Origin of the sequence: Serratia sp. BNK-33-b (genome assembly GCF_048684565.1) — a bacterium.
GTDB lineage: Bacteria > Pseudomonadota > Gammaproteobacteria > Enterobacterales > Enterobacteriaceae > Serratia > Serratia marcescens.
The window spans coordinates 1,002,342-1,024,903 of the sequence record NZ_JBLQTZ010000001.1 but is presented as its reverse complement, the minus strand read 5'-3'; the positions used below and the strand labels follow the sequence as shown (position 1 = coordinate 1,024,903).

Annotated in this window: 21 protein-coding genes; 5 read left to right on the top strand and 16 right to left on the bottom strand. The window is 61.4% G+C overall.

The genetic code is table 11. The features are described from left to right. Positions 1-286: 286 nt before the first annotated feature. Positions 287-4,177, bottom strand: a complete 3,891-nt coding sequence (gene purL, locus ACMGGK_RS04795) for a phosphoribosylformylglycinamidine synthase (RefSeq protein ID WP_049300043.1) — start codon at positions 4,175-4,177, stop codon at positions 287-289. A gap of 278 nt (positions 4,178-4,455) precedes the next feature. Here purL and mltF point away from each other — a divergent pair, with 278 nt between their 5' ends. Then, the gene (mltF, locus tag ACMGGK_RS04790; RefSeq protein WP_420276723.1) at positions 4,456-5,916 is read left to right on the top strand and encodes a membrane-bound lytic murein transglycosylase MltF; all 1,461 of its coding nucleotides are present in this window, start codon (positions 4,456-4,458) and stop codon (positions 5,914-5,916) included. Here the strand turns inward: mltF and tadA are convergent, their stop codons facing one another. Continuing rightward, a complete protein-coding gene (gene tadA / locus ACMGGK_RS04785; protein WP_015378796.1) occupies positions 5,917-6,423 on the bottom strand; it encodes a tRNA adenosine(34) deaminase TadA in 507 nt (168 codons plus the stop codon). It abuts the gene before it with no gap. Between the two features lie 117 nt (positions 6,424-6,540). Between tadA and ACMGGK_RS04780 the strand changes: the two genes are divergently transcribed. Next, positions 6,541-7,593, top strand: a complete 1,053-nt coding sequence (locus tag ACMGGK_RS04780) for a DUF2157 domain-containing protein (protein WP_049299987.1) — start codon at positions 6,541-6,543, stop codon at positions 7,591-7,593. A 45-nt stretch (positions 7,594-7,638) separates the two neighbouring features. Here ACMGGK_RS04780 and yfhb read toward each other — a convergent pair whose 3' ends face one another. The 3 genes from yfhb to murQ are packed head-to-tail and all read right to left on the bottom strand — an operon-like array spanning position 7,639 to position 10,572. Then, the gene (yfhb, locus tag ACMGGK_RS04775; protein WP_420276722.1) at positions 7,639-8,295 is read right to left on the bottom strand and encodes a phosphatidylglycerophosphatase C; all 657 of its coding nucleotides are present in this window, start codon (positions 8,293-8,295) and stop codon (positions 7,639-7,641) included. 3 nt (positions 8,296-8,298) lie between these two features. Further along, positions 8,299-9,660 (bottom strand): PTS transporter subunit EIIC, encoded by a 1,362-nt coding sequence (locus tag ACMGGK_RS04770; protein ID WP_420278063.1) that lies wholly within the window; start codon positions 9,658-9,660, stop codon positions 8,299-8,301. 18 nt (positions 9,661-9,678) lie between these two features. Further along, positions 9,679-10,572: an N-acetylmuramic acid 6-phosphate etherase gene (gene murQ, locus ACMGGK_RS04765; RefSeq protein WP_016929787.1), complete on the bottom strand. Its 894-nt coding sequence runs from the start codon at positions 10,570-10,572 to the stop codon at positions 9,679-9,681. A 167-nt stretch (positions 10,573-10,739) separates the two neighbouring features. Between murQ and ACMGGK_RS04760 the strand changes: the two genes are divergently transcribed. Both ACMGGK_RS04760 and ACMGGK_RS04755 read left to right on the top strand, forming a co-directional pair. Next, positions 10,740-11,588 (top strand): MurR/RpiR family transcriptional regulator, encoded by an 849-nt coding sequence (locus ACMGGK_RS04760; RefSeq protein WP_033639602.1) that lies wholly within the window; start codon positions 10,740-10,742, stop codon positions 11,586-11,588. Between the two features lie 53 nt (positions 11,589-11,641). Next, the gene (locus tag ACMGGK_RS04755) at positions 11,642-11,902 is read left to right on the top strand and encodes a YfhL family 4Fe-4S dicluster ferredoxin (RefSeq protein WP_033632309.1); all 261 of its coding nucleotides are present in this window, start codon (positions 11,642-11,644) and stop codon (positions 11,900-11,902) included. Positions 11,903-11,948: 46 nt separating this feature from the next. Here the strand turns inward: ACMGGK_RS04755 and acpS are convergent, their stop codons facing one another. The 7 genes from acpS to lepA all read right to left on the bottom strand — a co-directional run bounded on the left by acpS (position 11,949) and on the right by lepA (position 18,499). Beyond that, positions 11,949-12,329 (bottom strand): holo-ACP synthase, encoded by a 381-nt coding sequence (gene acpS / locus ACMGGK_RS04750; protein ID WP_004929169.1) that lies wholly within the window; start codon positions 12,327-12,329, stop codon positions 11,949-11,951. Further along, complete coding sequence (gene pdxJ / locus ACMGGK_RS04745) at positions 12,329-13,060, bottom strand: pyridoxine 5'-phosphate synthase (RefSeq protein WP_016929790.1); 732 nt, start codon at positions 13,058-13,060, stop codon at positions 12,329-12,331. Before pdxJ ends, acpS begins: the two co-directional genes overlap by 1 nt. Before the next feature lie 71 nt (positions 13,061-13,131). Further along, positions 13,132-13,863: a DNA repair protein RecO gene (gene recO / locus ACMGGK_RS04740; RefSeq protein WP_193843036.1), complete on the bottom strand. Its 732-nt coding sequence runs from the start codon at positions 13,861-13,863 to the stop codon at positions 13,132-13,134. Between the two features lie 6 nt (positions 13,864-13,869). Further along, entirely contained in the window at positions 13,870-14,778 is a 909-nt protein-coding gene (gene era / locus ACMGGK_RS04735) for a GTPase Era (protein ID WP_004929162.1), read from the bottom strand. Next, positions 14,775-15,455 carry a ribonuclease III gene (gene rnc, locus ACMGGK_RS04730; protein WP_004929158.1) on the bottom strand — a complete coding sequence of 227 codons (681 nt, stop codon included), beginning with the start codon at positions 15,453-15,455 and terminating at the stop codon, positions 14,775-14,777. The genes era and rnc overlap by 4 nt, the downstream gene beginning before the upstream one ends. A gap of 234 nt (positions 15,456-15,689) precedes the next feature. After that, complete coding sequence (gene lepB, locus ACMGGK_RS04725) at positions 15,690-16,667, bottom strand: signal peptidase I (RefSeq protein ID WP_016929791.1); 978 nt, start codon at positions 16,665-16,667, stop codon at positions 15,690-15,692. Between the two features lie 32 nt (positions 16,668-16,699). Further along, positions 16,700-18,499, bottom strand: a complete 1,800-nt coding sequence (gene lepA, locus ACMGGK_RS04720; RefSeq protein ID WP_004929150.1) for a translation elongation factor 4 — start codon at positions 18,497-18,499, stop codon at positions 16,700-16,702. Between the two features lie 519 nt (positions 18,500-19,018). Between lepA and ACMGGK_RS04715 the strand changes: the two genes are divergently transcribed. Further along, complete coding sequence (locus ACMGGK_RS04715; protein ID WP_420276721.1) at positions 19,019-19,855, top strand: hypothetical protein; 837 nt, start codon at positions 19,019-19,021, stop codon at positions 19,853-19,855. On the opposite strand, the gene rseC is transcribed toward ACMGGK_RS04715, so the two are convergent. From rseC to rpoE, 4 genes are read right to left on the bottom strand one after another with little or no spacing between them, the layout of a single operon-like run. Further along, entirely contained in the window at positions 19,852-20,328 is a 477-nt protein-coding gene (rseC, locus tag ACMGGK_RS04710) for a SoxR-reducing system protein RseC (protein WP_420276720.1), read from the bottom strand. The genes ACMGGK_RS04715 and rseC overlap by 4 nt on opposite strands. Then, positions 20,328-21,284, bottom strand: coding sequence for a sigma-E factor regulatory protein RseB (rseB, locus tag ACMGGK_RS04705; protein ID WP_016929794.1), 957 nt, complete (start codon positions 21,282-21,284; stop codon positions 20,328-20,330). Before rseB ends, rseC begins: the two co-directional genes overlap by 1 nt. Then, positions 21,284-21,937: an anti-sigma-E factor RseA gene (gene rseA / locus ACMGGK_RS04700; protein WP_016929795.1), complete on the bottom strand. Its 654-nt coding sequence runs from the start codon at positions 21,935-21,937 to the stop codon at positions 21,284-21,286. The genes rseB and rseA overlap by 1 nt, the downstream gene beginning before the upstream one ends. A 30-nt stretch (positions 21,938-21,967) precedes the next feature. Continuing rightward, positions 21,968-22,543 carry an RNA polymerase sigma factor RpoE gene (gene rpoE / locus ACMGGK_RS04695; protein WP_004929136.1) on the bottom strand — a complete coding sequence of 192 codons (576 nt, stop codon included), beginning with the start codon at positions 22,541-22,543 and terminating at the stop codon, positions 21,968-21,970. Positions 22,544-22,562 lie beyond the last annotated feature (19 nt).

Below are 22,562 nucleotides of genomic sequence, written 5' to 3'. Positions count from 1 at the left end.
TAAAAATCATAATACATTGATTTTGTTTGAAAATAAAACAAAACAAGCAAATTCCCTCGTCCATTACGCGGTGATGAATGATGAAAAAAACGCCGTGCTGTCGCCAAATGCAGACAACTAAAGTCAAACCTGATTACCGCCAATAAAATCAAATAGTTAAATGTCTCCATTTAGCGACACGAAAAATAGCGCCTGTCGCAAAATGCAGACACTGCCGCCAGACGGCGAACGCCGGCCATAAAAAAGGGCGCAATTGCTTGCGCCCTCTGTACGGTGGTGGCCGTTTTTAACCCAGTTGCTTACGGGCGTTGCGGAACATGCGCATCCACGGGCTGTCCTCGCCCCACTCTTCCGGGTGCCAGGAGTTGCTGACGGTGCGGAACACGCGTTCCGGGTGCGGCATCATCACCGTGGCGCGCCCGTTGGCGCTGGTCACGGCGGTAATGCCGTTCGGCGAACCGTTCGGGTTAGCCGGGTAAGCCTCCGTGACCTGACCGGCGTTGTTGACGAAACGCAGCGCCACCAGGCCATGGCTTTCCAGCGCCGCCAGATGCGCCGCATCGCGCACTTCAACGTGCCCTTCACCGTGGGAAACGGCGATCGGCATGCGCGAACCGGTCATACCTTGCATGAACAGCGACGGGCTGGCCGCCACTTCCACCAGGCTGAAGCGCGCCTCGAAGCGATCCGACAGGTTACGCACGAAGCGCGGCCAGTGTTCGGCGCCCGGGATCAGCTCGCGCAGGTTGGACATCATCTGGCAACCGTTGCATACGCCCAGCGCCAGCGTCTGCGGACGGTGGAAGAACGCTTCAAACTCGTCGCGCACCCGCTCGTTGAACAGGATAGATTTCGCCCAGCCTTCGCCGGCGCCCAGAACGTCGCCGTAAGAGAAGCCGCCGCAGGCCACCAGCGTGTGGAAGTCCTGCAGATCGCGGCGCCCGGCCAGCAGATCGCTCATGTGCACGTCCACCGCGTCAAAGCCGGCGCGGTGGAACGCCGCCGCCATTTCAACGTGGGAGTTCACCCCCTGCTCGCGCAGCACCGCCACTTTCGGGCGAGCGCCCTTGGCGATGTACGGCGCGGCGATGTCTTCCTGCGGCGCAAAGGTCAGTTTCACGTTCAGGCCGGGATCTTGTTCATCCTGCTTGGCCTGATGTTCCTGATCGGCGCACGCCGGGTTGTCGCGCAGACGCTGCATCTGCCAGGTGGTTTCCGCCCACCAGGTGCGCAGCGTATTGCGGCTTTCGCTGTACAGCGCCTTGCCGTGTTGGTTGATGACGAAACGATCGCCGGCCTGCGCGCTGCCGATGTGATGCACGTTGTCGGTCAGCCCGTGCTGCGCGAACGCCCGCTTCACGTCGTCAAGACGTTCGGCGCTCACCTGGATCACCGCGCCCAACTCTTCGTTGAACAGCACCGCCAGCGCATCGTCGCCGAGGCCATCGAGGTTAACCTCTACGCCGCAGTGACCGGCGAAGGCCATCTCCGCCAGCGTCACCAGCAGGCCGCCGTCGGCGCGATCGTGGTAAGCCAGCAGCGCGCGATCGGCTACCAGCTGCTGCATGGCGTTGAAGAAGCCCGCCAGCTGCGCGACGTTGCGCACGTCGGCCGGTTTGTCGCCCAGTTGGCGATAAACCTGCGCCAGCGCGGTGGCGCCCAGCGCGTTATGCCCGTTGCCCAGGTCGATCAACAGCAGCGCGCTGTCGCCCTTATCGGTGCGCAATTGCGGCGTCACGGTATGGCGCACGTCTTCCACACGGGCGAAGGCGGTGATGACCAGCGACAGCGGCGAGGTCATTTCACGTTGCTCATTGCCTTCCTGCCAGCGGGTTTTCATCGACATGGAGTCTTTACCCACCGGAATGGTGATGCCCAGCGCCGGGCACAGTTCTTCACCCACCGCTTTTACCGCCTCGTACAGGCCGGCGTCTTCACCCGGGTGGCCTGCGGCGGCCATCCAGTTGGCGGACAGCTTCACGCGCTTCAGGCTGCCGATTTCCGTGGCGGCCAGGTTGGTCAGCGCTTCCCCGACCGCCAGGCGGCCGGAAGCGGCGAAGTCCAGCAGCGCCACTGGCGCGCGTTCGCCGAGCGACATCGCCTCGCCGTAATAACTGTCCAGGCTGGCGGTGGTGACCGCGCAGTCGGCCACCGGGATCTGCCACGGGCCGACCATTTGGTCGCGCGCCACCATGCCGGTGACGGTGCGGTCGCCGATGGTGATCAGGAAGGTTTTCTCCGCGACGGCCGGCAGATGCAGCACGCGCTTCACCGCGTCGGCCAGCGTGATGTTCTCACGCTGCACCGCCTGGCCCTGCGCCTGCAGACGGGTCACGTCGCGGGTCATCTTCGGCGTCTTGCCGAGCAGCACGTCCAGCGGCATGTCGATCGGTTGGTTGTCGAAGTGGCGGTCGTTCAGCGTCAGGTGCTGTTCTTCGGTCGCTTCGCCGATCACCGCGTAAGGCGCGCGCTCGCGGCGGCAGATCTCATCGAACTGCGCCATCTGCGCCGGGGCGATCGCCATCACGTAACGTTCCTGCGATTCGTTGCACCACACTTCCAGCGGGCTCATGCCCGGCTCGTCGTTGAGGATATCGCGCAGCTCGAAGCGGCCGCCGCGGCCGCCGTCGCTCACCAGCTCCGGCATGGCGTTGGACAGGCCGCCGGCGCCGACGTCATGGATAAACAGGATCGGGTTCTGGTCGCCCAGCTGCCAGCAGCGGTCGATCACTTCCTGACAGCGGCGTTCCATTTCCGGGTTGTCGCGCTGCACCGACGCGAAGTCCAGATCGGCATCGGACTGGCCTGACGCCATCGATGACGCCGCGCCGCCGCCCAGGCCGATATTCATCGCCGGGCCGCCCAGCACCACCAGCTTGGCGCCGACGGTGATTTCCCCTTTCTGGACGTGATCGGCGCGGATGTTGCCGATGCCGCCCGCCAGCATGATCGGTTTGTGGTAGCCGCGCAGCTCGACGCCGTTATGGCTGTTGACGCGCTCTTCATAGGTGCGGAAGTAGCCCAGCAGCGCCGGACGGCCGAATTCGTTGTTGAACGCCGCGCCGCCCAGCGGGCCTTCGGTCATGATATCCAGCGCGGTGACGATGCGTTCCGGTTTGCCGAAGTCCTGCTCCCACGGCTGTTCAAAGCCGGGAATACGCAGGTTGGACACCGAGAAGCCCACCAGGCCGGCCTTCGGCTTGGCGCCGCGGCCGGTGGCGCCCTCGTCGCGGATCTCGCCGCCGGAGCCGGTCGCGGCGCCCGGCCACGGCGAGATCGCCGTCGGGTGGTTGTGAGTTTCCACCTTCATCAGGATGTGCGCGTCTTCCTGATGGTAATCGTACGTGCCGTTGTCCGGCGCGGCGAAGAAGCGGCCGACCTGCGAGCCTTCCATCACGGCGGCGTTGTCTTTATACGCCGACAGCACGTAGTCCGGCGTCTGCTCATAGGTGTTCTTGATCATTTTGAACAGCGATTTAGGCTGCTGTTCGCCGTCGATGATCCAGTCGGCGTTGAAAATCTTGTGGCGGCAATGCTCGGAGTTGGCCTGCGCGAACATATAGAGTTCGATATCCGTCGGGTTGCGCCCCAAACCGGTAAAGGCATTCAGCAGGTAGTCGATCTCGTCCTGCGCCAGCGCCAGGCCGAGCCGGACGTTGGCCTGCTCCAGCGCAGCGCGCCCTGCGCCCAGCACGTCGACCGACTGATACGGCGCCGGCCGATGGTGCGCGAACAGCTGTTCGGCCTGTTGCAGCTCGCTGAAGACGGTTTCCATCATGCGATCGTGCAACAGCGCGGCGAGTTGGCGCCATTGGGTTTCCGTCAGCTCAGGCGCCTTGACGTAGAACGCCAGGCCGCGCTCCAACCGCAGCACCTGCTGCAAACCGCAGTTGTGGGCGATGTCGGTGGCTTTGGAAGACCAGGGAGAAATGGTGCCCGGGCGCGGCGTAACCAGCAGCAGCCGGCCTTCGGGAGCGTGTTCGGCGAGAGAAGGACCGTACTTGAGCAGACGCTGAAGCTTGGCGTGTTCTTCGGCACTTAGCGGTGCGCTGACATCGGCAAAGTGGACGTACTCGGCGTAGATATCACTGACGGGCAGGTGAGCGTCCTGGCAGCGGGACAGCAGTTTGGTAATGCGAAAAGCCGATAAAGCGGGCGAACCACGCAGAATTTCCATAATCAAAGTTCTCTCGTCTTCGAAGCGACGGATAAGACGCTTCATTGGGCGCAACAGGGGAAAACGCGCGTCATTATAGAGAATCCTCGCCGCCGACGAAACCGTTTGCGTAGGGATTATTGATAAAAGCATGCTGCACCGTCGAATTGTCATAACGTGTCAATAAAGTTGCACACTGGCGTTTTGTTGCGCAAAATGCCCCCCGCACTGGTGATTTAACCATGAGAAAAGTCGCGGTTGTCGTCGCCGGTGTACCTGTGCCACCACTGGATAACTATTTGAAACGTCTTAAAATAAACTACATCCTCATCGGCGTTGTCACCCTGCTTCTGGCTCTCGCGCTGTGGCCCAATATCACCTGGCGCAGCGGCCAGGGCGGGCAACTCCAGGAGATCATTTCCCGCGGCGAGTTGCGCATCAGCACGCTGAATTCACCGCTGACCTATTTCAACACCAAGCAAGGGCCGGGTGGGCTCGACTACGAACTGGCCAAGCGCTTCGCCAACTACCTAGGGGTGAAGCTGGTGGTGATCCCCCATCAGAACATCAATGACCTGTTCGACGATCTGGACGACGACGACGCCGACCTGCTGGCGGCGGGCCTTATCTACAACCAGGAACGCCTCAGCCGTGCGCGCACCGGCCCGGCCTACTATTCTGTTTCCCAACAGCTGGTGTACCGGCTGGGCACCCCGCGGCCGAAAAGCTTCGCCGACATCAAAGGCAAGCTGGCGGTCGCCTCCGGTTCCGCGCACGTCAGCACGCTAAAACAGCTCAAGCAGGATAAATACCCGGATCTCGCCTGGGAGTCCTCCAGCGATCTCACCTCCAAAGAGCTGCTGGAACGGGTGGCCGACGGCAAGCTGGACTACACCCTCGGCGATTCGGTGACCATCGCGCTGCTGCAGCGCATCCATCCGCAGCTGGCGGTGGCGTTCGACGTCACCGACGAAGAGCCGGTCACCTGGTATCTGAAACGCGACGGCGACGACAGTCTGTACGCGGCGATGCTGGATTTCTACAGCCAGATGGTGGACGACGGCACCCTGGCGCGGCTGGAAGAGAAGTACCTCGGCCACGTCGGCAGTTTCGACTATGTGGACACCAAAACCTTCCTGTCGGCCATCGACTCGGTGCTGCCCAACTTCCGCCCGCTGTTCGAGAAGCACGCCAACGAGATCGACTGGAAGCTGCTGGCGGCCATCGCCTATCAGGAATCGCACTGGAATCCGCAGGCCACCTCCCCCACCGGCGTGCGCGGCCTGATGATGCTGACCCGCGCCACCGCCGACGGCCTGGGGGTCAACGACCGCCTCGATCCGGAAGAGAGCATTCAGGGCGGCGCGCTCTACCTGCAGCGGCTGATGGCCAAGGTGCCGGACAGCGTGCCGGAAGACGAGCGTATCTGGTTCTCGCTGGCGGCCTACAACATGGGCTGGGGCCACATGCTGGACGCGCGCAAGCTGACCAAGACGCAAAAAGGCAACCCGGACAGCTGGGTCGACGTCAAACAACGCCTGCCGATGCTCAGCCAAAAGCGCTACTACCCGCAGTTGACCTACGGCTATGCGCGCGGGCGTGAAGCCTACAACTATGTAGAAAATATCCGCCGCTATCAGGTCAGCCTGGTGGGCTATCTGCAGGAAAAAGAGAGAAAGGCGGCGCAAGCGGCCGCCGAGCAGGAGACGTTGGGGAAAGGCTATCCGACGGTGATGCCGGAACTGGCGCTCAACTACTGATTATTCCGGCTTATCCGCCGCCCGCTGCGCCAGCCTGAGCGCTTTTTTTTGTTCGCGGCGCAGGCGGAAGAAATTGCTCAGGGTGGCGGCGCATTCGTCCGCCAGCACGCCCGAGACGATCTCCACCTGATGGTTCATGCCCGGATGGCGCAGAATGTCCACCAGCGAACCGGCCGCGCCGGTTTTCTCGTCGGCGGCGCCATACACCAACCGGCGGATACGGCTGTGCACCATCGCGCCGGCGCACATCACGCAGGGCTCCAGCGTGACGTACAGCGTGGCGTTCAACAAGCGGTAGTTTTGCAGCACCGCGCCGCCCTGGCGCAGCGCCATGATCTCGGCGTGCGCGGTAGGATCGTGTCGGCCGATCGGGCGGTTCCAGCCCTCGCCGATGACCTGATTGTCCAGCACCAGCAGCGCACCCACCGGCACCTCGCCCTCTTCCTGCGCGCGCAGGGCCAGCTGCAATGCCTGACGCATCCAGTACTCATCGTTATATTCAGTCATCGCATAATTCCTCGTGCGCTTTTGCGGCGGGCATTATACACACTAGCCTCCCTTTGTCGTAGCCGCCCGCCAATGGCTATACTGGCCGAATCAGCATGTGGTTCAGGGACAAGAAGCATGAAACTCAGTAAAAAGAACGCCGTCGTGGTGCGCAAGGCGCTGGACGGCTGGGTTGGGGAAGGCGCCATGACGCCCGAACAACGGCAGCAGTTGCTGCTGCATGTGGACGTACAACCTTTCGACTGGCGGCGGCTGGCGCGCTATGCGTTTCTCGCCGCGCTGGCCTCGCTGCTGATCGCCGTCACCAGCCTGTTCGCCGACAGCGCACTGCTTGCATGGCTGAGCGAACTGTTCCGCTTCGACGCGCCGGTACGCATGGCGATCGCCGGGGTGTTGGCGGCGCTGGCCTACGTCTGGGCGCTACGCCGCCGCCAACGGCACCCGGAAAAACGCTACGGCAACGAGGCGGCATTGTTTGTCGCCGTGTTGCTTACCGCCTGCGCCTTATGGCAGTTGGGGGTCTGGCTGGATAACGGCAGCGGCCGGGTTTCCGTACTGCTGCTGGTCGCCGCGCTGCTGTACGGCGCTATCGGCTGGTTCAGCCGCTCCGGGCTGGTGTGGTGGTTCGCCCTGCTGTCGCTCGGCAATGCCTTCGGCGCAGAGACCGGCTACCTGTCCGGCTGGGGCGCCTACTGGCTCGGCATGAGCTACCCGATTCGCTTTATCGCCTTCGGCGCGGTGCTGATCGCCGCCGCATTGCTGCTGCGGCCGCTATTGGCGCAGCGCGGCCTGCAGCGGGTGTCGCTGGCGATGGGCCTGCTGTACCTGTTCATCGCGCTGTGGCTGCTGTCCATCTTCGGCAACTACGGCGATCTCGACAGCTGGTACCGCGCGCGCCAGATTGAGCTGTTCCACTGGAGCCTGCTGTTCGGGCTGGCCGCCTTCGCCGCCATCTGGCTGGGGTTGAAGCATGACGACGCCATGCTGCGCGGTTTCGGGCTGACCTTCCTCGGCATCAACCTGTACACCCGCCTGTTCGAGTTTTTCTGGGACAGCATGCCGAAGACGATTTTCTTCGCGCTGCTCGGCCTGAGCCTGTGGGCGCTGGGGCATTATGCGGAGAAGATTTGGCAGCTCGGACGCAAACCGCACGACGTAACCGACGACTGATCGCGGCAGCGGTAACAGCAAAGGGCGGAATTCTCCGCCCTTTGTTTATTCCAGCTGCTGCAGCTCGCCCTCCTTGCTCACCCGCCAACGGTGCTCGCAAAAAAACAGCAGCGGGTTATCCTGCTTGCTGTCGCTGTAACCGCTGTAAAGCTTCAGCGGCGCGCCGAGCCGCTGTTCCAACTGCACCACTTTCTGCGCCCCCAGGCAGCGCAAGGTCAAGACCCAACCGCCGCAGCGTCGCGTGATGCGGCTGCCGATCAACCGCACCCGCGGCAGAAACGCCGAATCCCGATACACCTGCGCCACCAGTTGCTCCGGCGAGCCGGTAATCAGCCACACCTCGGCATCGTGCTCATCCAAATACTGCCGCAGCCGCATTTGCACCACCGGAAACGCGGTCACCTTCTGGCGGAAAGCCTCGATAAACTGCCGCTCCAGCGCCTTCAGCGTCGCTTCGGAGCGCCCGAAAGTGATCGCCCACAGCAGCAGGCTCATCGGCCAACGCGCGGCGCGCCCCAGCAGCAGCAGCGCCACCCCGATCGGCGGCAGCAGCGGTATCACCAGCAACAGGTTCAGCGGTAAGCGGCGCAGCAGAAAGCGCAAGAAACTGCCGAACATATCCTCCTGATGCAGGGTGCCGTCCAGATCAAAAAAGACCACGCGGCGCCCCTCTGCGGCCGGTTGTTGCTGCTTGTCGCTCAAACGCTACTCCTCGGGATCGTTGAACCCCATCATCCAGGTGAAGAGAAAACCGGCGATAATCGTAATCAACATCCCCGCCAGATACAGCATCACCTTACCTGAGACGATGGTCAACGCCAAAGGCAGCCCCGAAATGCCGAAGGTGATGACCGTCGCCACCTTCCAGTAGCTGATTAACGCGCCGCCGACCGCGCCGCCGAGGCAGGCGCCGATAAACGGCCGGCCCAGCGGCAGCGTCACCCCGAAGATCAGCGGCTCGCCGATGCCGAGAATGCCGACCGGCAATGCCCCTTTGATCACCTGCTTCAGCCGCGCGTTGCGGGTTTTCAACAGCACCGCCAACGCCGCCCCCACCTGCCCGACGCCGGCCATCGCCAGGATCGGCAACAGCGGGTTGGAACCGTGCGCCTGCACCAGCTCGACGTGGATCGGCACCAGCCCCTGATGCAGGCCGGAGAGCACCAGCGGCAGGAACAGCCCCGAGAGCAGCGCCCCCACCAGCAGCCCGCCCTTGTCGATCGCCAGATTGGCGCCGTGGGCAATGGCATCGGAAATATAACCCCCGATCGGCTGCAGGATCAGGATCGCCAATGAGGCGGTGACCAGCGTGGTCAGCAGCGGGTTAAGGATCAGCTCGACCGACTCCGGCAACAGCGTGCGCAGGCGTTTCTCCACCCAGCACATCAACGCCACCACCAGCAGCACGGCGATCACCCCGCCGCGCCCCGGCTGCAGCGCCTCCCCGAACAACGTGATCTGCGCCAGCGCCGGGCTGGAGAGAATGCCGGCCATCACGCCGCCCATCGCCTGCGAGCCGCCGAATACCCGCGCGGCGTTGACCCCGACCAGAATGTTCATGATGGCGAACACCGCGCTGCCGAAGATCGCCAGCAGCCCCAGCGCGTTCGGGTAGTCCACGGCCAGTTGACCGGCGATGTCGGGCCGTTTCAGCAGGTTGATGATGCCGGTGATCAGGCCCGAGGCGATAAACGCCGGGATCAGCGGAATAAAAACGTCGGCCAGCTTTTTCAGCGCGCCGCTCATCGGCGCAGCGTATTTTTGCTTGGCCTGCGCCTTGGTGCGGGCGGCGTCACCGACGGCGGGCTGCGCGCTGCCGCTCAACAGCCCGCGCATGGCGTCCACCACCTTGGCGGCGGCGCCCGGGCCGACGATAAACTGATGCCGCTCACCCTGTTTGATATAGCCCTTCACGCCGGGCAACTGCTTGAGAGCGGCCAGATCCAGACGCTGCTCGTCGCTGACTTCGACGCGCACCCGCGTCATGCAGTTCTCCAGTTTGAGGATATTGCCCTCGCCCCCCACGCCCGCCAGGATCTGTGTCGCCAATGCCGTTGTCTTGTCCATCGCCGCCCCCACCGTGAATTAACGCGCCAGCGCCGCGCGCAGGTAGCCATCGTGCCGCTGCAGCCGCTGCTGCGCCTCTTCGGCGCTGACGCCGGCCAAAAGCATCAGGATCGCCGGTTTAACCTCAAAGCCGGTCTGCGCCAGCGCCGCTTCCGCCTGAGCGCGTTCGGCGCCGGTGGCCTCCACCACGATGCGGCAGGCGCGATCCACCAGTTTGACGTTGGTGGCCTTCACGTCCACCATCAGGTTCTGGTAGACCTTGCCAAGTTTGACCATCGCGCCGGTCGACAGCATGTTGAGCACCAGTTTCTGCGCAGTGCCGGATTTCAGGCGCGTCGAACCGGTCAGCGCCTCCGGCCCCACCACCGGCGAAATCGCCACCTGCGCTTCGTGCGCAATCGGCGAATCCGGGTTGCAGGAGATGGCCGCCGTCGGGCAACCCAGCCCGCGCGCATAGCGCAGCGCGCCGATCACGTAGGGCGTGCGCCCCGAGGCCGCCAGCCCCACCACCATATCGATGGCGGTGAGGTTCAGCGCCCGGAGATCGGCTTCGCCCAGGGTCTCGTCATCTTCCGCCCCCTCCACCGCTTTGAGCAGCGCGCCCGGCCCGCCGGCGATCAGCCCCACCACCACGCCGTGCGGCACGCCGAAGGTCGGCGGGCACTCGGAGGCATCCAATACGCCCAGGCGGCCGCTGGTGCCGGCGCCCAAATAAATCAACCGGCCGCCGGCCTTCAACGCCGCCGCGGCCAAATCGACCGCCTGCGCAATCGCCGGCAGCACCTGTTCAATCGCCTCCGGCACCTTGCGATCTTCCTGGTTAAAGCAACGGACCATGTCCAGCGTCGACATTTCATCCAGCCCCATGGTGGCCGGGTTGCGGGTTTCCGATACCAGTGCGCCTAAGTTCATCTGTTCACCTTTGAATTTTTAATTCACAAAACTTAATCAATATTTGAATATTTTATTCAACAAAGCGAGCGCTATTTGCTATTTTAACGGTGAGCTCACAAAAATTTTCACCGCGCGTTTTCGCCCTCTGCATGGCAAAATGGCCGCTGGTTTCCAGGGAAAGAACAATGAGTACCCTTCTGCGCATTCGCCAGATGTATCCGACACTGGCGCAAAACGACCGCAAGCTGGCGGACTTTCTGCTGAATAACGCCGAGCAGGCGCGCCATCTCAGCTCGCAAAAGCTGGCCCAGTTGGCCGGCATCAGCCAGTCGAGCGTGGTGAAGTTCGCCCAAAAACTGGGCTATAAAGGTTTCCCGGCGCTGAAGCTGGCGCTGAGCGAGACGCTGGCTCAGCCACAGGTTGAACCGGTAGTGACCGTTCACAACCACATCCTCAGCAGCGACACGCTGAAAACCGTCGGTGAAAAGCTGCTGGCGGAAAAGCAGGCGGCGCTGCGCGCGACGCTGGACATCAACAGCGAAGAACGGCTGCATCAGGCGCTGGACATGCTGCGCCAGGCGCGCCGGGTGATGCTGATCGGCATCGGCGCCTCCGGGCTGGTGGCCAAGGATTTTTCCTTCAAGCTGCTGAAAATCGGCGTGATGGCGGTGGCCGAAGCGGACATGCACGTCCAGTTGGCGGCGGTGCAGGCGCTGGACAAGCGCGATCTGCTGCTGGCTATCTCCTTTAGCGGCGAACGGCGTGAAATCAATCTGGCGGCGGAAGAGGCGCGCCAGGCCGGCGCCAGGGTGCTGGCGCTGACCAGCTTCTCGCCCAATGGTCTGCAGCAGCGCGCGGACCACTGCCTCTATACCATCGCCGAAGAGCCCCATACCCGCAGCGCGGCCATCTCCTCCAGCACGGCCCAGTTCGCCCTCACCGACCTGTTGTTTATGGCCCTGATCCAGCACGATCTCGATCATGCCCGCGATCGCATCAAGCACAGCGAACAATTGATGAAAAAGTTGGTTTAACCGGTATAATCGCCGCTGCGAAAAATACCCCTGTTAATAATGAGAGATACGTCATGGCCCTGCTAATCACACGCAAATGCATCAACTGCGACATGTGCGAGCCGGAATGCCCGAACCAGGCGATTTCGATGGGCGATGAGATCTACCAGATCGATACCGATCGCTGCACCGAGTGCGTTGGCCATTACGATACGCCAACCTGTCAGCAGGTCTGCCCCATCGACAACACCATTATCACCGATCCGCAGCATCGTGAGACCAACGAACAGCTGTGGGACAAGTTCGTGGTGTTGCACCACGCCGATCGCATTTAACCCGCCGCAGGACTGACAAGGGCGCCGCAGGGCGCCCTTTCTATTTTCAGCTTTCGACGATCACCGTCGCGCAGGCATAGCGCCTTTCATCGGCCAGCGAAACGTGGATCGCGGTGACCCCCATCTCCCCCGCCAGCTCGGCGGCGCGGCCGTGCAAACGAATATTCGGTTTGCCCAACGCATCGTTGAACACCTCGAACTGGTTGAACGCCAGGCCGTTGCGAATGCCGGTGCCGAACGCCTTGGCGGCGGCCTCTTTCACCGCGAAACGTTTGGCCAGAAAGCGGATCGGCTGCTGGTGCTGCTGATACAGCGCCCACTCGGCGTCGCTCAGCACCCGGCGCGCCAGACGATCGCCGCTGCGCTCCACCACCGCTTCGATACGCGCCATCTCGACGATGTCGGTACCCAGCCCGAGCACCGCCATTACCGGCGCGCTTCCCGCATCAACACTTTCATGTCGGCAACCGCGGCCGGCAGCCCGCTCATCACCGCCTGGCCGATAATCGCATGGCCGATGTTCAGCTCGTGCATTTCCGGCAGCGCGGCGATCGGCTGCACGTTATGGTAGGTCAGGCCGTGGCCGGCGTTAACCTTCAGCCCCTTCTCGGCCGCGTAGGCGGCGGCGACCGCGATGCGGCGCAGCTCGGCCTGTACCGCCAGCTCGCCCTGCGCTTCCGCGTAGGCGCCGGTGTGGATTTCGATGTAAGGGGCGCCCACCGCCACCGCCGCGTCGATCTGGCGATGATCGGGATCGATGAACAGCGAAACCAGAATGCCCGCCTGCGCCAGGCGCTCAACCGCCACGCTCATTTTGTCCAGCTGGCCGGCGACGTCCAGGCCGCCTTCGGTGGTCACTTCCTCGCGTTTTTCCGGCACCAGGCAGCAGAAATGCGGCTGCAGCTCAATGGCGATGTCCAGCATCTCGTCGGTCACCGCCATCTCCAGGTTCATGCGCGTCTGGATGGTCTGGCGCAGCAAGCGCACGTCGCGGTCGGTGATATGGCGGCGATCTTCGCGCAGATGCACGGTAATGCCGTCGGCTCCCGCCTGTTCGGCAATGAATGCCGCCTGAACCGGATCCGGGTATTGGGTTCCGCGCGCGTTACGTAACGTGGCGATGTGATCGATATTGACGCCCAGCAGCAAATCAGCCATGACAACCTCTAAATACGATTTTCAGTGCCAGCAGTTTACACGCGGGCGCAGGGCGGCAAAAGGGGAAAAGGTCAGGCGTCGTCGACCGGCGTATTCGGCTGTTTGCGCACGAATTGGCGGAACAGTTCGCGGCTCTTCAACGGCTTGCCGCCGAGGTAGGGCTTCAGCGCCATGCGGGTGAAGCGCTTGGCGGCGCGCAGCGTCTCGGCATCGGGAAACTGCCGTTCCGCCAGCGCGCGCAGTTCGCGCCCGGTGAAGCTGTAATGATCCACCACCAGGCTGGCGATAAAGCCTTTCTCTTCGCGGTAGCGGTAGGTCATGGCGTCATCCACCGGCAGGCCGCTGCCGGCGCAGTGCAGAAAATCGAGGCCGTAGCCGAGATGATGCAACAAAGCCAGCTCGAACTGGCGCAGCGCCTGTTCCGGTGAAGTGTCTTCCGCCGCCAGCGCCTGCAGGCATTGCAAGTAGTCGAAGAACAGCACCGAGTAGTTGGTTTCCTGCTCCAGCACGCGCGCCAGCAGTTCGTTCACGTACAGGCCGCTGTAAAGCATCATGCCGCTGAGGGGTAAACCGAGAGAGACCGCTTCGGCGTTGCGCAGCGTTTTCACTTCGCCGCGACCGCCCCAGCGCACTAACAGGGGGGTAAAGGGTTGCAGGCAACCCTTCAGATTGGAGCGGCGGCTGCGCGCGCCTTTTGCCAGCAAGCGCACCCGCCCATGACCTTCGGTAAACAGATCCAGCATCAGACTGGTTTCACTGTACGGCCGCCCATGCAGGACGAAAGCGCGCTCCCAGCCGTCCACGGATCGTTACTTCAGATCGTCAACATAGCCCAGGCTGCGCAGCGCACGTTCGTCGTCCGCCCAACCGGATTTCACTTTCACCCACAGCTCGAGATGCACTTTAGCGTCGAACATCTGTTCCATGTCCTGGCGCGCTTCGATGCCGATGGTTTTGATCTTGGCGCCCTTGTTGCCGATGACCATTTTCTTCTGGCCTTCGCGCTCAACCAGGATCAGGCCGTGCACATCGTAGCCGCCGCGATCGTTGGCCACGAATTGTTCGATTTCTACCGTCACCGAGTACGGCAGCTCTTCGCCCAGGAAACGCATCAACTTCTCGCGGATGATCTCAGACGCCATAAAGCGCTGGGAACGATCGGTGATGTAATCTTCCGGGAAGTGGTGTTCCGCTTCCGGCAGCAGCTTGCGCACGATGCCGGCGATGGTGTCGACGTTCATCCCTTTCTCGGCGGAGATAGGCACCACGTCGAGGAAATTCATCTGCTGGCTGAGGAACGCGATATGCGGCAACAGCTTGGATTTGTCGGTAACGTTATCGACCTTGTTGATCGCCAGCAGTACCGGGCAACGCAGGCTGCGCAGCTTGTTGACCACCATTTCGTCGTCGGCGGTCCAGTTGGTGCCTTCGACCACGAAGATCACCAGCTCAACGTCGCCGATCGAGCTGCTGGCCGCGCGGTTCATCAAACGGTTGATGGCGCGTTTTTCTTCGATGTGCAGCCCTGGGGTATCGACGTAGATCGCCTGATAGGCGCCATCGGTGTCGATGCCCATGATGCGGTGACGGGTCGTCTGCGGCTTACGCGACGTAATGGAAACCTTCTGCCCCAGCAGTTGGTTCAGCAACGTCGATTTGCCCACGTTCGGGCGGCCGACGATGGCGATAAACCCGCAGTGTTGTTTTACTTCGCTCATTCAAGCTCCAGCTTTTTCAGCGCTTGTTCCGCTGCCGCCTGCTCGGCTTTACGGCGGCTCGAGCCGGTGCCCACCACGGGCTCGCTCAAACCACTCACCTGGCAGTGGATGGTAAACTCCTGGTCGTGCGCTTCTCCGCGAACCTGCACCACCAAATAAGAAGGCAACGGCAGATGACGCCCCTGCAAAAATTCCTGCAAACGGGTTTTCGGGTCTTTCTGCTTATCGCCGGGGCTGATTTCGTCCAACCGGCTGCGATACCAGTCCAAAATCAGGCGCTCGACGGTCTGGATGTCGCTGTCCAGGAACACGCCGCCGATCAATGCCTCCACCGTATCCGCCAGGATTGACTCGCGGCGGAACCCACCACTTTTCAATTCGCCCGGCCCAAGCCGCAGACATTCGCCCAGGTCAAACTCGCGCGCCATCTCCGCCAGCGTGTTGCCGCGCACCAGCGTGGCGCGCATGCGGCTCATGTCGCCCTCGTCTACGCGAGGAAACCGGTGATAGAGCGCATTGGCGATGACAAAGCTCAGAATCGAGTCACCCAGAAACTCAAGACGTTCATTGTGTTTACTGCTGGCGCTGCGGTGAGTCAAAGCCTGCAGTAAAAGCTCCTGCTGTTGAAAAGTGTAGCCCAGCTTCCGCTGCAGCCTGTTTATTACGATGGGGTTCATGAGTTACCAATAGATCAAGAATGCGTCAAAAACTTGCAGCACACGGAACAGGCCTGCTTCGCCGAAAGCCGATCCAAAGCTGTTTCGTTTGCAGTGGCTCCCAGCAGGAGCCAACTTTTATCGCTCGAGAAAGTATTCTACAACGAGTGGAAACATAATGCTGTGTTTATATCCCCTTAATCTTTCACGCCGCAGTAGGCTGCGGCGTGAAATTGACAGGGAATAAATCAGCGATTAATGAATGCCGCCGATCCGGCTGAAACGCACGCCGGTAGGCCACTCGCCTTCCTGTTTTTCAAAGCTCATCCAGATGGCCGTGGCTTTGCCCACCAGATTCTTCTCCGGCACAAAGCCCCAGTAACGGCTGTCCGCGCTGTTGTCACGGTTGTCGCCCATCATGAAGTAATGCCCGGCCGGCACCACCCACTCCGCCAACGGTTTGCCCGGCTGTTGATAGTAAGCGCCCACCCGATCCTGCGCGTCCGGCACGGTCAGGATGCGATGCGTAACGTTGCCGAGGCTTTCCTGGCGCTCACGCATGCGAATGCCGCCCGACGGCACGTTATCGTTCAGCGGGATCTGATAGAAGCCGTTGCTGGCCTCGCCCATGCCGCTGCGGCTGAACAGCTGCACGAAGTCGCTCGGCTGCGCATCGGCGTAGGTCACGGCCAGCGCGGTATCGCAGGACTGCCCGCTGTTGCAGGACGGCTGCACCGTGACGCGCTTATTCACCGGATCGTAAGTAATACGGTCGCCCGGCAGGCCAATCACGCGCTTGATATAATCCAGCTTCGGATCCAGCGGATATTTAAATACCGCAATATCGCCACGCTTCGGATGGCCGGTTTCAATGAGCGTCGTCTGGGTAATCGGATCTTTAATGCCGTAGGCATATTTCTCCACCAGAATGAAATCGCCAATCAACAGCGTCGGCATCATTGATCCGGACGGGATCTGGAATGGTTCGTAAATAAACGAACGCACCACAAAGACCAGCAGCAGCACTGGGAACACCGATGCGCCAGTCTCTACCCAACCAGGCTGCTTCGCCACTTTCGCCAGCGTTTTATCGTCGACGGCGCCCGCGGTCTGTTCGTTGACCGCCGCGATCTTCGCGCGGCGGGCCGGCGCCCATTTAAAGCGCTCGAAGCACCAGATGATCCCGGTGACCAGAGTGGCCAACGCCAGGACCAGGGCAAACATATTCGCCATGCAAACTCCCTCGTTTCGCGAACTCGTCGCGGTTACTTGCCGTCTTTACCGACGTGCAGAATGGCCAGGAACGCTTCCTGCGGCAGCTCGACGTTGCCGACCTGCTTCATGCGTTTCTTACCGTCTTTCTGTTTCTGCAGCAGCTTTTTCTTACGGCTGACGTCACCGCCGTAGCATTTCGCCAGCACGTTTTTACGCAGCTGCTTCACGGTTGAGCGCGCGATGATATGCGTGCCGATCGCCGCCTGAATCGCGATGTCGAACTGCTGACGCGGGATCAGATCTTTCATCTTCTCCACCAGTTCACGGCCGCGGTACTGCGAGTTGTCGCGGTGGGTGATCAGCGCCAGCGCATCCACGCGCTCGTTGTTGATCAGCACGTCCACGCGCACCATGTCGGAGGCCTGGAAGCGCTTGAAGTTGTAATCCAGCGACGCATAACCGCGCGACGTGGACTTCAGGCGGTCGAAGAAGTCGAGCACCACTTCCGCCATCGGGATTTCATAAGTCAGCGCCACCTGGTTGCCGTGGTAGACCATGTTGGTCTGCACGCCGCGCTTCTCAACGCACAGGGTGATGACGTTGCCCAGGTATTCCTGCGGCATCAGCATGTGACATTCGGCGATCGGCTCGCGCAGTTCCTGGATGTTGTTCAGCGGCGGCAGCTTGGACGGGCTGTCGACGTAGATCACTTCTTTGCCGGTGGTTTCCACTTCGTAGACTACCGTCGGCGCGGTGGTGATCAGATCCAGATCGTATTCACGCTCCAGACGCTCCTGAATGATCTCCATGTGCAGCAGACCGAGGAAGCCGCAGCGGAAGCCGAAGCCCAACGCGGTGGAGCTTTCCGGCTCGTAGAACAGGGAAGCGTCGTTAAGGCTCAACTTGCCCAGCGCATCACGGAAAGATTCATAGTCGTCGGAGCTGATTGGGAACAGACCGGCGTACACCTGCGGCTTCACTTTCTTGAAGCCCGGCAGCGCTTTATCCGCCGGCTGACGCGCCTGCGTCAGGGTATCGCCCACCGGCGCGCCGAGGATGTCTTTGATCGCACAGACCAGCCAGCCCACTTCGCCGCAGTTCAGCACGTCGCGATCGACCTGCTTCGGCGTGAAGATGCCCAAACGATCGGCGTTATACACCTGGCCGGTGCTCATGACCTTGATCTTGTCGCCCTTGCGCAGCGTGCCGTTCTTGACGCGCACCAGCGACACGACGCCCAGGTAGTTATCGAACCAGGAGTCGATGATCAGCGCCTGCAGCGGCGCATCCGGATCGCCCTGCGGCGGCGGAATGTCGCGCACCAGGCGCTCCAGCACGTCAGGCACGCCGACGCCGGTTTTGGCCGAGCAGCGCACGGCATCGGTGGCGTCGATGCCGACGATGTCTTCGATTTCCTGCGCGGCGCGATCCGGATCGGCGGCCGGCAGGTCGATTTTGTTCAACACCGGCACCACTTCCAGATCCATTTCGATCGCGGTGTAGCAGTTGGCCAGCGTCTGGGCTTCTACGCCCTGGCCGGCGTCCACCACCAGCAGCGCGCCTTCGCAGGCCGCCAGCGAGCGGGAAACTTCATAGGAGAAGTCAACGTGGCCGGGAGTGTCGATAAAGTTAAGCTGATAGGTCTGCCCATCCTGCGCTTTATAATCCAGCGTCACGCTCTGCGCCTTGATGGTGATGCCGCGCTCGCGCTCCAGATCCATGGAATCGAGCACCTGCGCAGCCATTTCACGGTCGGTCAAGCCGCCGCAGATTTGGATAATGCGGTCAGACAGCGTCGACTTACCGTGGTCAATATGGGCAATAATGGAGAAATTTCGTATATGCTTCATTATAAAAGTTTTTCTGCCTTGGTATTTCTGAATTACTCGCCTATAGAAACCCGCATGGACCTAAAGCGACAGTGAATGGGTGAGGCCGTCTTGCACCTGAATCGCTGCATTCTACATGCCACACCACTGAAAACCTAGCGATCGGTGCAGTGAAGGCATTCTATTATGCGCCGCTAAATGTTACAGGGCGCCCCAGCGGGTGAAAACAGATGTTAACGCGGACGATGCGGCCTGAACCCAAGGCTTGCCGGTGCTTCGTGGCCGTCAAACTCCGGCACTAATACATAACCGGCCACAGCGCAATAAACCCTCTCCGAAATTATAAAAAAAGAATATTTGGATCAACCTCTTAGAATTTCATTTTGCCCCACTTCCTTTAGGAAAAACCCCATATACGCCACCACCGTCCCTCGGATAGAAAGGGCATGAGCTCCGCGACAAAACATTATTCAGGGCACTACATCGGCAGCCCACCGGGGTTCACCAGCATATCTGCGTACGTTGATTGGAAGGTGCATTATGATCGATAAAGGGCAAATGCTGAGCCGGCACGATTTTTCAAAGGTCAACTGGGGCATACTGGCGGCGGCGGCGCTGCTGTTTAGTGTGGGGGCGGCGCTGTTGGTGCTGCCGCTGCTGAGCAGCATTGACGAGAGCCAGGTCATCACGCTGTTGCAGGCCGGCGCGGGCACGATTTTACTCGGCTGTACGCTGCTGGCGCTGCGGCATTATCTGCGTCCGGCGCTGACTTATCGTCTGTACGAGCACGGCGTGCGGGTCTTTGACAGCCACCATCACAAAGAGCGTTTCATCCCGTTTGAGAAGATCAGCGACATCTATCGCTTTCGCGGCGGCCAGGCTTTTGGCGGGCTGTTTGACGTTACGGCGTTCCGCGCCGGTGCGGATCAGCCCTGGTGCACGGTTTTCAGCAACGTCGCCCACTCGTGGCGATTGGCGGACGTAATCGTCGACCAACAGCTGCAGCAGCGCGGGCCGCTGGCGCTGAATGCGCTCTATCAGGGGGGGACGGTGTCGTTTCACACCATAGAGGGCGACGCGCGCTGGCTGTGGCAGTTGCTGCTCGGCAAGCGGCAAGGCTCGCCGGCCGAAACGCTGCGGCTGAGCGCCACCCTGCTGACGACGGAACGGGGAAACGTGCCTATCGAACAGATCCGCACGTTGGAAAATCATCCGCAGCGCGGCATCCGCTTATTCGATGGCCAGGGAAATGTGCTGTTCGCGATTAACTACGATTCGCTGCTCAGCGCCGATCTGTTCATCGCGCTGTTGGAGCATATGATCCACAACCGCATCCCCGCCTATCACAACCCGGCGATGACGCGACCATCGGTTTAAATCAGCGGGGAGTTTTCCGCCTGCATGCGCATCGCGGTAGGCGGCAACCCAATCTGCAGCACCACCGGCTGGTAATCGGCCTGCTCACCCAGACGTCGAGCCAAGCGGCGAGCCAGCATAAAGGCCGCACCACCGCCCAATACGGCGCCGACTGCCGCCGAGGCGTCGCTGCCGAAACAATATTGCAGCAATGTGCCGCCCAACATCATGCCCAGCAGCGGCGTCAGGTAAACCAGTATGGCGGAGCGCAGCAGGCTGCCTTCCGCGATGCCGACCTCGACGCGCTGCCCCGGTTCGAGCGGCTGATCGATATGTACCTGCAGCTGATGCTCGGTTTCCGGCACCAGCTCGTTCAGCGCACGCGCGCCACAGCCGGAGCGCGCGGTGCAGCTGCCGCAGCCGGCCTTGGGTTCACAGCGCAGCAGCGCTACGCCCTGTTGCCACGATACCACCGTGGCCCACTCTTTCATCATTACGGCGATACCTTGAAAGAAATGCTGTCGGCGATGCGCTTGGCCGTCGCCGGCGGCAATTCGCCCACAATCGTGATTTCGTTGCCCGCGCGCACTTCGGTCTGAATGGTGCGGCGCCCCTGACGGTAGTACTGCTGCCCGGCGCCGCTGCCCGCCGGGCTGACGTTGACCGAGAAGCTGAACAGACCGTCGCTGTAGAGCCGGGACTCCACCGGCACGGCGACGTTCGGCAATTTGCGGCGATTGCGCGCCACCTCGTCCACGCCGGCCGGCAGCCAGCCGGTGCTCCAACTGAGCTGGACGTTTTCCACCGCCGGCAGCGACAGCAGCGGCGGCAAATTGGCTTTGAGCAGCCCCTGCATCGCGCCCTGCACGTCGGCGCCGACCGCGAAGGAGATCACCCGATATTGCTCCAGCGTTTCGCCGTCGCGATCGAGCAGATCCACCCGCAGCGGCAGCTTGGTGTCTTCGTCCATCCAAACGATGTAGCTGTAGCGGGAACCGTCGCGCGCCACCACGCGCAGCACTTCACACGGCCGATCGGCGATGCGGGTGCTGCCCACGGAGATGAAGTCGTAATACTTCGCCAGACGAGTGAAATCAGCATAGACGATCGCCGGCAGCGCATCGACGATGTGATCGCCGGTGAGCGTGAACGGTTCCAGACCGGGTTCGAAGTAGCTGATCCCGCCGCCGCGCTGCAACACTTCGCGGCGCGGGCCGTCCATATGCAGCAGCTGGCCGAGCGGCACGTTGCCGATCACCGCATGGCGATAGCGCAACGACTCGATTCCCTGCTTGCTGACGCTGATGTAGGCGAGCTCGTAATTGAGAGAACGGCTGGCGCTGCTCATCTGTTGCAATAACGCCCCGGACGCAGTTGGCTGCGCCGGGGCGATGCTGGAATAGAGCAGGCTGCCCGTCAATAAACAAACGGAGAACCAGATTTGCTTCATTACTGCTGTTGCATTCCTAAAGACTGAGTTCCGGGAACCTGAATGGCAGCCTGTTGCGGGTTGCCTTGCTCAAGCTGCAGCTGATCCGAATGCAGGCGACGTTGCAGTTCATAGTCCTGCAGCATGGCGTTGATACGCTTGCGCTGTTCCTGCACCTGCTGCTGTTGGCCGCTGCCGGTGGAGAAACTGTCGGCAGGTACGCCCAGGCTGACCGGCGAGGCCTGGCCCATGATCGGCAGCGTGGTGAAGGCCGGCGATTCGGACGCGTTCGATGGCGCAGAAGGCTGGTTGTACTGCTGCACGCCGACGATCACCGCCAGCGACACGCAGGCCGCCATGCCGATTTGCGTAATCTGGCTCGCCCAAGGACGCACTTTGTCCCAGAACGGCATTTTCTGCCAGGTGTGAGGCTGCGGCTGAGATTCCTGAACGGCGGAAGGCACCAGCCGGGCGGGTTCTTTCTCAAGTGCAGCGGCGACGCGATCGGCGATGTCGAGATGCATCACTTGCCCGACATCACCTCGCAGTGTGTCACGTATCAGGTGATAGCTCTGCCAGCTTTGTTGAAGCGTTCGATCTTGCGACAGAGAACTCAACAGCTCGCTGTCGAACGATTCACCATCCATCAGAGCGGAAAGCTTTTCTTTCTGCATGCCTAAGTACCCTTCCTGTGCCCGCCATTGCTAACGCTGGATCAGCGGTTGAACTTTATTATCGATAGCTTCCCGGGCGCGGAAAATACGCGAACGTACGGTTCCGACCGGGCAATCCATGATGGCGGCTATCTCTTCGTAGCTTAGACCATCCAACTCCCGCAGGGTAATCGCCATGCGAAGATCCTCAGGGAGCGACTCAATGGTACGGAAAACTATCTGTCTCAGCTCTTCTGACAACATTAAGTTCTCAGGGTTCGAAATTTCTTTCAGTGCGCCCGCACTTTCGTAATTTTCCGCATCGTTGGCGTCCACATCACTGGATGGCGGACGGCGCCCCTGAGCAACCAGATAATTCTTTGCCGTGTTCACGGCGATTCGATACAACCAGGTATAAAAAGCGCTGTCGCCACGGAACGATTCCAGTGCGCGATAGGCCTTGATAAACGACTCCTGCACCACATCGGGCACATCGCCCTGCGGCACATAGCGGGAAACGAGACTCGCCACCTTATGCTGATAGCGCACTACCAGTAGGTTAAACGACTTCTGGTCGCCCTTTTGGACCCGCTCGACCAGAACTTGATCCGTTAACTGCTCGCTCATCCGAGGTAAACTCTCCCCA